A 13,238-nucleotide genomic window follows, 5' to 3' on the forward strand; every position below is an offset into this window, starting at 1 on the left:
CTCTCACCATCCGGTGGTCCTATTTTCCTCGCGCCCTGCCGTGGTTTGTGGCGCTGGCGCGCAATTCCATGCCAGATCGGGTCAAGGCCATCACCAGCGCGCGCGCCGAGCTTGCCTTGCGTGTGGTCAGCGATCTTGAAAGTCTGCTTGCGCCTGCCGGTGCCGCCTCATTGATCGTGCGCAAGGACACGCTGCGGCTTTACGACTCAGAGGCGCAATTCCAGGCAGAGGCGCCCGAACGCGCCATCAAGGCGGCACACGGCTACGAGACCCCCCGCCTGTCGGGCCAGGAGGCGCGCGAACTTGAGCCGGCACTGGGCCCTGCCATTCATTGCGCTGCATTCCATGGCGGCTGGTACTTCGTCACCAATCCGGAAAAGGTGGTGAAGACGATCGCCGCCGAGGTGGTCAGGAATGGGGGAACCATTCTCGCAGATGATGTGACGGATCTCACACGTGAGGGTGGCCGGGTGACCGGTATCACGCTGAAGGCCGCTGGCCGCATTGCGCTTGACCGGCTGGTCATCTGCGCCGGGGCCTATTCGCATCTGCTTGCACGGCAGCTTGATGAACATGTTCCGCTTGAAGCCGAGCGCGGCTATCATCTCGTCCTGCCCGACCCTGGCGTGTCGCTCGGCCGTTCAATCACCTATGCGCGCACGCCGGGCGCGGCAACGCCCATGGACATGGGCCTGCGCATGGCCGGCACGGACGAATTCGCAGGCCTTGACGCCGCGCCAGATTATCGGCGGGCCGATGCTCTGTGGACGCATTTCAAGCGCATCCTGCCCGACCTGCGTCCGCCCGGCCCTGACGCGACCCGCTGGATGGGGCGGCGGCCCGGAACGCCGGACTCCCTCCCCGTGATCGGCCCGTCACGCACCATGTCGAACGTCTGGTATGGCTTCGGCCATGGCCACATGGGCCTGACCTGGGGTCCCAGCACCGGCCGGCTGCTGGCCGGACTGATGAGCGGGCAAGCCAGCAATATCGATCTTGCTGCGTTTCGGGTGGACCGCTTCAGGACCCGCTGAGCCGCCGCGAATGGTCTGGACAAATCACCCCCTTTTCGAATCAATAGCCGGTGATTCGCTGTGAGGTCGCGTCAGTGGTGAAAATGACTCCCCGCCATGGGCAGGCGGGGCAGCAGGGGAAGATCTTGGGCAAGACACATATCGGCGAGCTGTTCGTCAAGGAGAGGGTTCTCAAACTTCCCTCTCCCTGGCCGGAACGCTTCCGTCTTGCCATTTCCGAACGCCATCTGCGCCTTCTCATCACCTCGCTCATCGTGTTGTTTCTGCTGATGATTGGCGGCACGCTCCTGATGCAGCTCAGCCAGAGCCGGACGGCCCATGTCGCTGACCAGAACAATCTTTCGGTGATCTACGGCGAAACGGTTGCGGCCCGGTTCAAGGCCGAGGCAGCGGCCGCCCGCCTCGCGGGCGGCGCGCCGCCGAACGTGGACAGCGCCAGGCTTGCGCAACTTCTGCCCGCACAGGCCCTTGGAGAGGGGCGCCTGTTTGCCGTGGTCGAAAGCCTTGGGCGAATAGTGGCCAGCGCACCATCGGACCAAGGGTTGGATGGTACGGCAATCACCAGTCTGCTGTCGCCCGACTTCGTCACCGCAACGACACTCAACGCCAAAGACATGGCGCCATTGCGCATGGCCTCTGGCGATGCCGCCTTCGTCGCCATGTTCGACCTCGGCGACTACCCTGGCAGCCTGATCGTGCTGCAGCGCAATTCCGACGTGCTGCAGGCCTGGCGGACGAGTGTCACGCGGGTTACAGCACTCTTTGTGGTCAGCCTTCTCGTGCTGATGCTGCTTGGCGGTGCGTTTCACTGGCAGGCTGCCAAGGCAGCAGAGGCCGACACGATCCTTGAGGTCGCCACCGCACGGCTGGACAAGGCGCTGGACCGCGGCCAGTGCGGCATGTGGGACTGGGACATCCGCAAGGGCATCCTGTTCTGGTCGCGCTCCATGTTTGACATCCTCGGCATGCCAGTGAAGGGAGACTATCTGAGCTTCGCCGAAGCCGTGAGCCGCATTCACGAGAATGACACACAGCTTGAAGATGCGGTGGAACAGCTCCTCAACCGCGAGATCACGGCCTTTGACCGCGAATTCCGCATGCGCCACGAAGACGGCCACTATGTCTGGCTGCGCGCCCGCATGGCGCTGGCACCGGGTGGCGATGAAAGCCAGCCCCACCTCATCGGCATCGTCTTCGATATCTCCCAGCAGAAGCAGGCCGACCGTCTCAACAAGGAGGCCGAACTGCGCCTCATGGACGCAATCGAGAACATCTCGGAAGCCTTCGTACTGTGGGATGCCGACAACCGCCTGGTGTTGTGCAATTCAAAATATCAGCAGTTTCACTCTCTGCCGGCCGCCGTCTGCGTGCCGGGCACGGCCTATGAAGATGTGGTGCGCAGCGCCCGAGAGCCTGCCATTCGAAAGCGCATTGGTCTCAAGGGTGAGGGCGGCGAGGGCGGATCATTCGAGGTCCAGCTCGCCGACCGGCGCTGGCTTCAGATCAACGAGCGGCGCACCAAGGATGGCGGTTTTGTCTCGGTAGGAACCGACATTACCGCCCTCAAGCTTCAGGAAGAGCGCCTGCGCATGTCAGAGCGCGAACTGATGATGACGGTGCGCGATCTGCAGAAGGAACGCCTGCTTGCCGATCAGCAGGCGCAGCGGCTTGCCGACCTGGCCGACAAGTATGCTCGCGAGAAAACCCGCGCCGAGGCCGCAAACCGCTCGAAGTCCGAGTTTCTCGCCAACATGAGCCATGAACTTCGCACACCCCTCAATGCGGTTATCGGCTTCAGTGAGGTGATGCTGGCCCAGATGTTCGGACCCATGGGCTCAGAGAAATACGCTGAATACGCGCGCGACATCCACAAGAGCGGACAATTCCTGCTTGATGTCATCAATGACATTCTGGACATGTCGAAGATCGAAGCCGGCCGCATGCAACTCGAATGCGACACGCTCGAGCTGAATGTTGTCCTCGATGAGGTCATGCGCCTCGTAGGCCCTCGGGCCTATGAAGGCGGGGTCGGCATTGACCGCCAGGTTGCAGCGGGTCTGACGCTGTGGGCTGACCGGCGGGCCGTCAAACAGGTGCTTATCAATCTGCTGTCAAACGCCGTGAAGTTCACGCCGGAGGGCGGCAAGATCACCGTGGCCGCAGCACGCCAGGGTGGTTTCGTGGCCGTAGCCATCCGCGATACGGGCATCGGCATACCCGCGCGTGACATCGAAAAGCTCGGACGGCCCTTCGAGCAGGTCGAAAACCAGTTGACCAAGAGCAAAGGGGGCTCTGGCCTTGGTCTGGCGATTTCGCGCTCCTTCGTCGAACTGCATGGCGGCACGCTGACGATCCGCAGTGCCGCTGGCCAGGGTACGGAGGTGACGGTCACGTTCCCCGTACAGCAGCCGGACGCCAAGGTCGCCTGATCACGGCGTCTCTGGTTCCGCCGCCGGCGCGGGGTCTGGTTTTGCATCCGGCTTGCGCTTGCCGCGTGACTCGCGAAGCCGGAGATGCTTGGCCAGCAGCTTGCGCTCCGGCGCGGAAAGAGCTGCAATTACGCGGCGAGCGGCATCTCCACCCTCGCGGACAAGAGCCCCGCTCGAGGCAGAGAATCTCTGAATGGCCTCATCGACACGGGCTGGATCATAAGGCTCGGCATCAAGGGCGTCGGCCAACGAAATGATGTCGCCTCGCGCCACCCGTCGACCTTCCTGGAAGCTCTTCTCGGAATTGCGAACGATCGCCAGGATCTCGCTGCGCCGCGGCCCGTCGAGTTCAGTCAGGAACTTGCGCGGCATGAGTTGCATGTGCCTGCTGATCGATGGCCGCCCCGGACCTTCGCTGGCAACATAGCGCGCCACCCCCGCTCCCACGAACAACAAGTTCAGGGCCAGCGAAGCCACCAGCGCGACCATCATCCAGCGTCTGCGCCACGCTACCCCGGTTTGGTTCCGTTCGTCACTCATGACAGGTTCTCCTCGGCAACGGCATCGGCCTCGCCCATGCCACCCAGATCATCGAAGGATGTTTCCTCGCTAAATGACTCACCGCCCGTGATTGCGTCAGGCAGAATGAAATCAAGCCGACCCTGGGCGCCAAGAAGAATGCCCAGCGCCAGCGAAGCAGCCAGCGGCAGGGCTGCAAGGCTCCAGCCGTGCCGCTGCCGCGCTGCGCGTTCAGGCAGGCTGATCACGTTGCCGGTCTGCGCCTCACCCGCAAGGCGCGCCATGACGCGGTTGATGGCATCCGGCGGCAACTGCGGCTGGCTTGCCAGCGCCAGAATGCGCCTGATCTCCTCACCGGAGTTCTCCGGCGGTGACGGGTCGCTTTGGTTATCTTTGCCCTGTTGCATGTTGCCGTCTCACGTTCCTGTTTCCATCAACCCGTCAAGCAGCATGCGCCACTGCCCGGCAAGCCTGTCCTTCAGGTTGCGGCGGGCCCGCGCCAGCAGCGATTCGACCGCTTCGACACCTACATCCATTACCTGAGCCGCCTCGCCATTCGACATGCCCTCGAAATAAACCAGCGCCAACGCCTGCCGTTGCCTGGCCGGTAACTGTGAGAGCGCCGCATCAACAAGCCGCGCAGCCTCCATGCGCGCCAACGGAGCATCAGGTCTGGCTTGCGGATCCGCAACATCCGGCGCCGCCTCAAGCGCGGTGGAAGTCGGTTTTCGGGCACGGTCGATCGCCGCGTTAGAGGCGACCCGCATCAGCCAGCCCTTCAAGGCTGCAGCCTCCCGTACCTGACGGGGGTTTCGCCACAGCTTGATGAACGCCTCCTGGGTAAGGTCTTCAGCCACCGTGGCATCACCCGCCACCCGCCAGGCCAGCCGGTACACCGGCTGGTAATGGCGGTTGACGATTTGGGCAAAGGCCAGCTGCGAGCCCGCGGCGGCAGCCTCGAGCAGGCCGGCATCCGTCAGCTGCTGAACAGCCGAAGCATCGCGCGTCAAAGTCTGAACCTGGTCGCTGCGTCAGTTGGATGACTCTTCCGTAGCGGGTTTGGCTCGTTTGGCAAGACGGTGCCGACGAACCTCCTCGGTACTGACCGCTCCGTCCTTGTCATCGTCAGCCGCCAGGATCAGCCGCTCGATGGCAGCCTCGAGCTCGGCACGCGAAATCTGTCCGTTCTTGTCGGCGTCGAGGCGGTCCATGATCCGCACCCTGCGTCGCTCCAGGGCTGCATCGAGCATCGCGTCGATCTCGGCGCTTGAAACCTGTCCATCCTTGTCGACGTCGAGCCGCGCAAAACGGCGCTCAACCCGCGGGGCGAGCTCCTGCGCTGTGATCTTGCCATCGGAGTCGGCATCCGCCTTGCTGAAGGCGCGGGGCGAGCCGGGCAGATAGGGTTCCATGGCAAGGGTGGTTGCGGGCAAGATTGCCACGCCCGAGAGCAGAGCCAGTATGCATGCCAAACGGTTCATGGACGGGTCCTCCTGTGCTTGTCCGGTAAGCAGGACGATGCAGGCAGGGCAAATCCGTCGCAGGATTTTCAGCTGGCAGGCCCGACCATTTCGTCGAACAATGCGGCAACCTGCCCTTCCGTCTCGAAGAGCAGCGCTTCGGCCGCCGCGATGCTGGGTGAACCCGCTGCGCTTGCAACCATCTGGTTGAGCGCCGGAAGGGCTCTCCCGGGCTCGTAGGCGCCCGCCAGGCACAATCTGAGGACCTGCGTCAGCCGATGATAGAGAAGTGCAGCCGATTTTAGCGTGGCCATGGCGGCTTCGCCAATCAACCCGGCGGAATGAAGCCGCTCGAGGGCTCCAAGCGTGTTGGTGTCGAGCACGTTCGGGTGGCGGGCCGCATGCAGCAGTTGCAGCGTCTGGACGATGAACTCGACCTCGACCAGCCCGCCACGCGCACGCTTGATGTCCCACAGGCCTGCCACGCCCTGCTCCCGCAACATCAGTTTGCGCATGGCCACCACATCCTCCAGCACCCCGCCGGGCTCGCGCGGGCTGGAGAGGGACCGGCGAATGGTGAGGGTAAGCTCATTCATCAGGCTTGGATCGCCACACACGGCGCGTGCCCGCGTCAGTGCCAGCTTCTCCCAGGTCCAGGCCGAGTCGCGGTGATAGGCCGCGAAGGCCTCGAGGCTTGCCGCCACCGGTCCCTTGCTTCCGGAAGGCCTGAGCCGCATGTCGACATCATAGAGCACGCCCTCCGCGGTCGGTGCGGAGAGCGCTGCAATCAGTCTTTGGGTGAGCCGCGCATAATACTGCCCGGTACTCAGCGGCCTGGGCCCGTCACTGGTCTCGGCGCCAGAGGCGGCATCATACACGATGATGAGATCAAGATCGGATCCCGCTGTCATTTCCCGCCCGCCGAGCTTGCCCATGGCGATGACGGCACTCCGCCCGCCGGGCACTTTGCCGTAACGCCGCTGCATGTCGGCTGTAACCGCCGCGTGCAGACGGCCCAGCAGAAGGCCTGCCAGGGACGAGAAGGCAGCCCCCGCTTCCACCGCGCTCACCGTTTCCGACAGCACCCGAACACCGATGCGGAAGGCCTGCTCCTTGCCAAGAATGCGGGCACGGTCGGCCAGTTCATCCAGTGGCACTTCATCGGGCATGGCAGCGGCAATCGCCCTCTCGATCTCGATGTCGGACGGCATCGCGCCAAAAAATCCGGGGTCCAGCACCGCATCCAGCACCTTGGGCCTGCGGCTCAGCTGTTCGGCCAGTCGTGGCGCACTGCCGAGGATGGTTGCAAGCAGATCAAGCAGCTTCGGATTGGCCTTGAGCAGAGAAAACAGCTGTACACCCGCCGGCAGCCCGCCGAGGAACTTGTCGAAGGCGAGAAAGGCCTGATCGGCATCGCCCATCGCTGCCAGGGCGGTGAGAAGCTTCGGCATCAACTCGGTCAGCAGTTCGCGTGCCCTGGCGCTGCGGGTGGCGGCGTAACGCCCGAAATGCCAGCCGCGGATGGTGGCAGAGACTTCGCCGGGGCTTCGATAGCCCATGCGCGAGAGCGTTTCGATGGTTTCAGGGTCATCCTCGCCGCCCGTGAACACGAGGCTCCCCTGGTCGGCGGAGAGTTCCTCGGCCTGCTCGAACAACCTGGCATAATGGCCCTGAACGCAGTTCAGCGTGCGGCGGATTTCGGTGTCGAAGGCCTCATGATCGGAAAATCCGCAGAAGCGCGCCAGTGCTGCAAAGGCCATATCCTCAGCAGGCAGAACATGGGTCTGCTCGTCGTTTACCATCTGCACCCGATGCTCGAGCATGCGCAGGAAGCGGTAAGCGTCCTTGAGCTCGGCGGCCGCCTCAGCGCTGATCCACTGTGCCGCGGCCAGCGCATCCAGCATGGCGAGCGTTGCGCGGCCGCGCAACTTCGGGTTCCGTCCACCCGCAATGAGCTGCTGGGTCTGAACGAAGAACTCGATTTCGCGGATACCGCCCCGCCCCAGCTTGAGATTATGTCCCCTGACCTTGATCTCGCCGTGGCCCTTCACGGCATGGATCTGCCGCTTCAGCGACTGCACGTCGGCAATCGCCGCAAAATCGAGGTACTTGCGCCAGACATAGGGCGTGAGGCGCTGCAGGAAGTCCTCGCCCAGCGCGATATCGCCTGCCGCGGCGCGCGCCTTGATCATTGCTGCTCGTTCCCAGTTCTGGCCCTGGTTCTCATAGTAGATGGCAGCCGCCTCGATTGAGATCGCCGCCTGCGTGGCGCGCGGATCTGGCCGCAGACGCAGGTCGGTGCGGAACACATATCCATCCTCCGTCACATCCTGCATGAGCTGCACCAGGCGCCGGGTGAGGCGCACGAAGACGGTTGAGGCTTCCGAGGGGTCCGGCAGGATCTTGGTCAGCGGGTCGTAGAGAATGATCAGGTCGATATCGCTCGAGTAATTCAGCTCATGGGCACCCTGCTTGCCCATGGCGAGAGCCACATAGCCGCAGCCCTCCGTGGGCCGCAAGGAATCGGCAAGCCTGAGCTTGCCCTGCCGCGCCGAGTCACTCAGCAGCCAGCATATCGCGGCCTGCAGCGAGGCATCGGCAAACCGCGTGAGCGCCGCAGTGACCTGCTCCATGGTCCAGCGTCCGGCAAGATCGGCCACTGCGATGAGCAGTGCTGCGCGCCGCTTGGCGCGGCGCAGCGCCCGCATCACCTCGGCCTGAGAGAGTGCAGGGTCAAGCGTGTCGAGCATGGCAATCTCGGCAGCCAGAAGATCACCGGGCGCATCGCGGAACACCACCGCGGCATAGTCCGGGTCGCGTTGCATGAGCTGGCGCAGGAAAGGCGACCCGGCAGCGATAGCCTCAGCAAGATCCGGCTCCTGCAGCGGCGCCGGGTCGCTGGAACACAGCGGCGGAAGAATGGGCATCAGTCTCCCATAGACCAACTGATGGCGGGCAGGAAGGTCACTCCGGCATCATCCGCTCGAATGCCCCATCTTGCAGCGAGGCGCCAAGGGTTCTAATCCTTGTCCCAGCAACCGGATGGGATCATGACCCGCAGCTACTACGCCCCGCAGGGCGGCCACCCGCCACAGACCGAGCTTCTCACGGGCCGTGCGGTGTTTACCGAGGCTTATGCGGTGATCCCGAGGGGCGTGATGCAGGACATCGTCACGAGCCTCCTGCCTTTCTGGGACAAGACCCGCGCCTGGGTGATCGCGCGGCCGCTGTCGGGTTTCGCCGAGACCTTCTCGCAATATATCATGGAGGTTCTGCCCGGCGGCGGCAGCGAGCGGCCAGAGCCAGACCCCGAGGCCGAATGCGTGCTCTTCGTCGTCGAGGGCCAGATGAACCTCACGCTTGGCGGCCAGCGCCATGCCATGGCCGCAGGTGGCTATGCCTATCTGCCACCCGGCGCACGCTGGAGCCTGAGGAACGAGACCACTGCCCCCGTGCGCTTCCACTGGGTGCGCAAGGCCTATGAGCAGGTGGACGGCATCGCTCTTCCAGAGGCTTTCGTCACCTCGGATGAGGCCGTGAAGCCCGTAGCCATGCCGGGCACAGACGGCAAATGGACCACGACCCGCTTCGCCGACCCCAACGACATCCGCCACGACATGCATGTCAACATCGTCACCTTCGAGCCCGGCGCCGTCATCCCCTTCGCCGAGACCCACGTGATGGAGCACGGGCTTTATGTGCTTGAGGGCAAGGCCGTTTACCGCCTCAACCGGGACTGGGTTGAAGTCGAGGCTGGTGATTTCATGTGGCTGCGCGCCTTTTGTCCGCAGGCCTGCTACGCCGGCGGCCCCGGCCGCTTCCGCTATCTGCTCTACAAGGACGTGAACCGTCACATGAAGCTGAAGAGCACGCCTGTCCGCTGATCTTGGCGGCGGGGTGTGCGCCTCATTGTCGGCGGCGCAAGCGCCGAGATTGCCCAGTCACTCGCCGCGCACGGCCTCAGGCCGCCCGCCATCAGCCTGTTGCCCAGCCTCGGCCAGGCCATCGGGGACTTCCGGGTCAGGGGGTGAGGCTGAGTGTGGGCGCCTGCCGGGAAACGCCGTGTGCCGTCTTGTTCCAGTGAAATGGGCGAAACACAGCTTGCCAGAGCGCCATCCACGCCGCGACGGACATCAGGCACCAATAGCCAGGCACCGAGATCACGGTGAACCCCCATCCAAGCATGCCGCGGCCCAGCAATGCACGGCGCATCAGCACCATGGCAACTCCATAACCCGCGGCCATCACCGTCAGGCTGAGTCCCGCCAACAGCATCGCTGGCAGCGCCGCGTTCTCGGTCAGATGCAGCCCCGTGAATTGGATGGCAAGAATGAGCAGCAGGCAAAGCGGATGCAGCAGCGCCGAAACGAAAACCGCAAGCGTCAGCACCTGAACCGCCCAGAATCCCGCAGTGCCAAGTTCCTTCAGCAACCGGACCGGCTGACGCATGTGAACCAGCCAGGTGATCAGATAGCCCTTGAGCCAGCGCGTCCGCTGCTGCAGCCAGTTGCCTGGAGTAGCGCTCGCCTCCTCATGGGTGAAACTCTCAAGAACCGCCGTGCCAAAGCCCTGCCGTGACAGCCTCACCCCGAGATCGGCATCTTCAGTCACGTTGAAGGGATCCCATCCGCCAACCTCCCGCAGAACATGGGCACGGAAATGATTGGACGTTCCGCCAAGCGGCATCGGCAAGCCATGCGCCGCCAGAGCCGGGAGCAGCAAGCCGAACAGTACCGCGTATTCCGCGGTGAACTGGCGGCTCAGCCAGTTTTCGTCGCTGTTGTAAAATGTGAGCTGCGCCTGCAGGCAGGCGAGCTTGGCCGGCGAGGCAGCAAAACGGCGTGCCGCCTTCAGAAGCTGGTCAGGGTCTGGAACATCCTCGGCATCATAGATGGTCACATAATCGCCGCGGCAGAAGGCCAGCGCATAGTTGAGGGCGCGCGGCTTGGTCTGTGGATGGCCGGACGGTACGACGATCACTTCGAAGCGTGAGTCAAGACTGAGCGCGGCCACTGCCAGTCGCATCGGCATGTCCGCCTCTTCGAGTATCAGCTTGATGTCCAGCTTTTCGGCCGGATAGCGCAGCCGGGTCATTGCACCGATCAGCTGCTGCAGGATGGTCGTCTCGCGAAACAGCGGCACCAGCACCGAATAGACCGGCAGCTCGGCTTCCGGGAGTGGAGGGCAGTCCGCCACTTCTGTCCGGGGAAACGGCATCAGGCAGAGAGCCCTCATCGTCATGACGCTGAGAAAGAACAACGCCCCCGCCAGGGCCAGTCCCCCGAGCAAGATCATCTTTGGCAGCCAGAGCACTGAGCCGGCAGCGACCAGAAGCAGCAGCAGCACACAGGCCGTCTGGCCTCCGCTGATGACACGGCTCGCCGAAAAGGCAGGCCGCTGACGCAACAGCCGAAGGGTCGCCTGGTCGAGCAGAAAGGCGCCATGCGTGGCGCGCGCCGCGGCCAGCAAGTCCTCTGCCTCGCAACAGGCCACCACTGAAAGCCTGCGCGACTTGGCTTTATCAAATGCCGGTTTGCCACAGGCAACATGAAGAACCACACCCGGCAGATCCACCACCGGCACCAGTTTGTTGCGCAGCGCCTTGTCAAGCTGGTCAGGCGGCAGGCGGCGGAGCATGTCGCACAGCGCCGCACGGCCAATGCGCGGCAAGACATCGCCAGGCACTCCGGCTAGAATGGGCGCAGGTGCCTCGCCAAAGCCCGGGTGAGCATCGTTCAGCACGTGAACCCTCTACTCTTGACACATAGGCCAGAATGCGACGTTGCGTAAAGTTTGCCACTGTATGTCAGGCGATATTGGCCCTGGGCTGCCTATCTGAAGTTGTGTCCGCCCAAACTGCAGCGCCCCCTGCCTTTCGGACGGTCGCAGAGTCGGCCCGGCCAGACATCCCGAAAGACCTGCGGGTCAGGCTCATTACAGATTCTGATTTTGCGCCCATGAGTTTCATCTCGCGCACGGGCGCCCCCACAGGCATCGCTGTTGAGTTGGCCATCGCCGCCTGCGAGCGCGCGCAACTCGATTGCACGGTGGAAGCCCGCCCGTTTGCAGACATTCTGCCCGCACTTGCCAGTGGCAAGGCGGATGCGGCGATTACCGGCCCCCGCCCGGACAGCGGAACGCTCCGGCAGGCGCTCGCCACTCGCCCCTACTTCCGCACGCTTGGGCGCTTTGCCGCTGCTGGCGCCAGCACGCGCCAGCAGGCCACGCCCTCGGCCCTCAGCGGCTTGCGCATTGGCGTGGCACGGGACACGCTCCACGCCCTCTGGCTTCAAACCTATTATGCCAGCGCAGAGATTGTGACGTTTGATACCCTTGCCATGGCTGGCACTGCGCTGAGAGAGGCACAGATCGACGCCCTGTTCGGCGATAATCTGCAGGTGATCTATTGGGTGTCGGGCGAAGCTGCGGCCGGTTGCTGCCGCCTGCTCGATGACGCCTTCTCCGACCTCGACTATTTTAGCCGCGATTTGGTCATCCTGGTCCGCCGCGACCGGCCCGACCTGCGGGATGCACTCGACTACGGGCTTGACCAGGCCCAGGCCGCCGGCACGACTGCGCAGATCCTCACAACCTATGTGCCGCTGCCCTTGTGGTGAGCTATGCTGGCGGCATCGCAGCCGCGCAAACTTGCCGCCGTCTCGCCGAGCCGTGAAAGTTCGGCCGAAAGACTGGTCAGGATCACTTCAATCAGGCCAGGCCCATCATAAACCAGTGCAGAGTAAAGCTGCACGAGGCTGGCGCCTGCCCGGATCTTCAGCAGGGCCGAAGCCCCGTCATGCACGCCACCTGCACCTATCAGCGGAACGCGCCCCGCCGTCAGCAGATAGAGCCGCGCCAACTGGCGGGTCGAAAGATCGAGCAGCGGCGCACCGGAAAGGCCACCCTGCTCCGAAGCGTGGGCCGAGCGCAGGCCGTCGCGCCTCAGTGTCGTGTTGGACACGATAATTCCATCCACCGCGCCAGCGCCGCAGACATCAGCGATATCGGCAAGCTCGTCTTCACCGAGATCGGGCGCAATCTTGAGCAGCATGGGCGGCTTGCGCCGTTGCATGCTTCGCGCGGCGTTAAGGCGGCTGAGAAGAGCTTCAAGCTCGGCGCGTGATTGCAGGGCACGCAGCCCCGGCGTATTGGGCGAGGAAATGTTGACCGTGAAATAAGAGGCAACCTCCGAGAAGGTCTCGATTCCGGCGACATAATCTCCAATGCGGTCATCGGAGTCCTTGTTGGCGCCGATATTGATGCCAACGATGCCGCCCCGCCCTGAGCGGGCCTTCAGCTTCGCCAGCGCCGAGGCATGGCCCTCGTTGTTGAACCCCATGCGGTTGATCACCGCGCGGTCCTCGGCAAGCCGGAACAGCCGCGGCCTCGGATTGCCGGCCTGCGGCCGGGGCGTGAGCGTGCCGACTTCAACAAAGCCAAATCCCATGGCCAGCATCGCGTCGGGTACATCGGCATTCTTGTCAAAACCGGCCGCCAGGCCCAGCGGATTGGGAAAGTGCAGACCAAGAACATCGAGCTCAAGACGCGGACCATGTCTGGCCGGGCGTCCTGACGGCAGCATCGTCAGTGTACGGATCGTGAGGTTATGGGCCGCTTCCGCATCCAGTGCATGCAACAGGGGTCTGGCCAGAGGGAATGCAAGCGAGGCGAATGTCATGCGATGCCCTCAGGAAAGCGCAGCTCGCCATTCTCGCGCGGCAGAGGCTCGACCAGCCGTGCCAGCTTCGTGGCGATTGGCCCGTACACGTGCGGAAACAGCTCGCCCCCGCGCGAAG

General features: G+C 63.8%; 12 protein-coding genes. 5 read left to right on the forward strand and 7 right to left on the reverse strand.

All coding sequences use genetic code 11. The features are described 5' to 3' along the window. Both ACILRN_RS11185 and ACILRN_RS11190 read left to right on the forward strand, forming a co-directional pair. The coding region (locus tag ACILRN_RS11185; RefSeq protein WP_395688320.1) for an NAD(P)/FAD-dependent oxidoreductase at positions 1–1,034 on the forward strand (1,034 nt) is incomplete at its 5' end. Positions 1,035–1,159: 125 nt separating this feature from the next. Continuing rightward, positions 1,160–3,463, forward strand: a complete 2,304-nt coding sequence (locus ACILRN_RS11190) for a PAS domain-containing sensor histidine kinase (protein WP_395688322.1) — start codon at positions 1,160–1,162, stop codon at positions 3,461–3,463. Here ACILRN_RS11190 and ACILRN_RS11195 read toward each other — a convergent pair whose 3' ends face one another. From ACILRN_RS11195 to ACILRN_RS11215, 5 genes are all read right to left on the reverse strand, one after another. Beyond that, complete coding sequence (locus ACILRN_RS11195) at positions 3,464–4,003, reverse strand: periplasmic heavy metal sensor (protein ID WP_395688324.1); 540 nt, start codon at positions 4,001–4,003, stop codon at positions 3,464–3,466. It abuts the gene before it with no gap. Beyond that, positions 4,000–4,389 (reverse strand): hypothetical protein, encoded by a 390-nt coding sequence (locus tag ACILRN_RS11200; RefSeq protein ID WP_395688326.1) that lies wholly within the window; start codon positions 4,387–4,389, stop codon positions 4,000–4,002. The genes ACILRN_RS11195 and ACILRN_RS11200 overlap by 4 nt, the downstream gene beginning before the upstream one ends. A 9-nt stretch (positions 4,390–4,398) precedes the next feature. Next, positions 4,399–4,992 carry a sigma-70 family RNA polymerase sigma factor gene (locus ACILRN_RS11205; RefSeq protein ID WP_395688328.1) on the reverse strand — a complete coding sequence of 198 codons (594 nt, stop codon included), beginning with the start codon at positions 4,990–4,992 and terminating at the stop codon, positions 4,399–4,401. Positions 4,993–5,013: 21 nt separating this feature from the next. Continuing rightward, the gene (locus ACILRN_RS11210) at positions 5,014–5,463 is read right to left on the reverse strand and encodes an EF-hand domain-containing protein (RefSeq protein ID WP_395688329.1); all 450 of its coding nucleotides are present in this window, start codon (positions 5,461–5,463) and stop codon (positions 5,014–5,016) included. 68 nt (positions 5,464–5,531) lie between these two features. Further along, positions 5,532–8,369: a bifunctional [glutamine synthetase] adenylyltransferase/[glutamine synthetase]-adenylyl-L-tyrosine phosphorylase gene (locus tag ACILRN_RS11215; RefSeq protein WP_395688330.1), complete on the reverse strand. Its 2,838-nt coding sequence runs from the start codon at positions 8,367–8,369 to the stop codon at positions 5,532–5,534. A 123-nt stretch (positions 8,370–8,492) separates the two neighbouring features. Between ACILRN_RS11215 and ACILRN_RS11220 the strand changes: the two genes are divergently transcribed. Next, on the forward strand, positions 8,493–9,326 hold the full coding sequence (locus ACILRN_RS11220) for a bifunctional allantoicase/(S)-ureidoglycine aminohydrolase (RefSeq protein WP_395688332.1): 834 nt from the start codon (positions 8,493–8,495) through the stop codon (positions 9,324–9,326). 15 nt (positions 9,327–9,341) lie between these two features. Continuing rightward, positions 9,342–9,473 carry a hypothetical protein gene (locus ACILRN_RS11225; protein WP_395688334.1) on the forward strand — a complete coding sequence of 44 codons (132 nt, stop codon included), beginning with the start codon at positions 9,342–9,344 and terminating at the stop codon, positions 9,471–9,473. On the opposite strand, the gene ACILRN_RS11230 is transcribed toward ACILRN_RS11225, so the two are convergent. Beyond that, positions 9,463–11,184: a glycosyltransferase family 2 protein gene (locus ACILRN_RS11230; protein ID WP_395688336.1), complete on the reverse strand. Its 1,722-nt coding sequence runs from the start codon at positions 11,182–11,184 to the stop codon at positions 9,463–9,465. The genes ACILRN_RS11225 and ACILRN_RS11230 overlap by 11 nt on opposite strands. A 215-nt stretch (positions 11,185–11,399) precedes the next feature. Between ACILRN_RS11230 and ACILRN_RS11235 the strand changes: the two genes are divergently transcribed. Next, positions 11,400–12,059 (forward strand): transporter substrate-binding domain-containing protein, encoded by a 660-nt coding sequence (locus ACILRN_RS11235; RefSeq protein WP_395688338.1) that lies wholly within the window; start codon positions 11,400–11,402, stop codon positions 12,057–12,059. Here the strand turns inward: ACILRN_RS11235 and ACILRN_RS11240 are convergent. Beyond that, positions 12,035–13,120, reverse strand: a complete 1,086-nt coding sequence (locus ACILRN_RS11240; protein ID WP_395688340.1) for a quinone-dependent dihydroorotate dehydrogenase — start codon at positions 13,118–13,120, stop codon at positions 12,035–12,037. The genes ACILRN_RS11235 and ACILRN_RS11240 overlap by 25 nt on opposite strands. Between the last annotated feature and the right edge of the window lie 118 nt (positions 13,121–13,238).

It is taken from the genome of Aestuariivirga sp. (assembly GCF_044238155.1).
Taxonomy (GTDB): domain Bacteria; phylum Pseudomonadota; class Alphaproteobacteria; order Rhizobiales; family Aestuariivirgaceae; genus Aestuariivirga.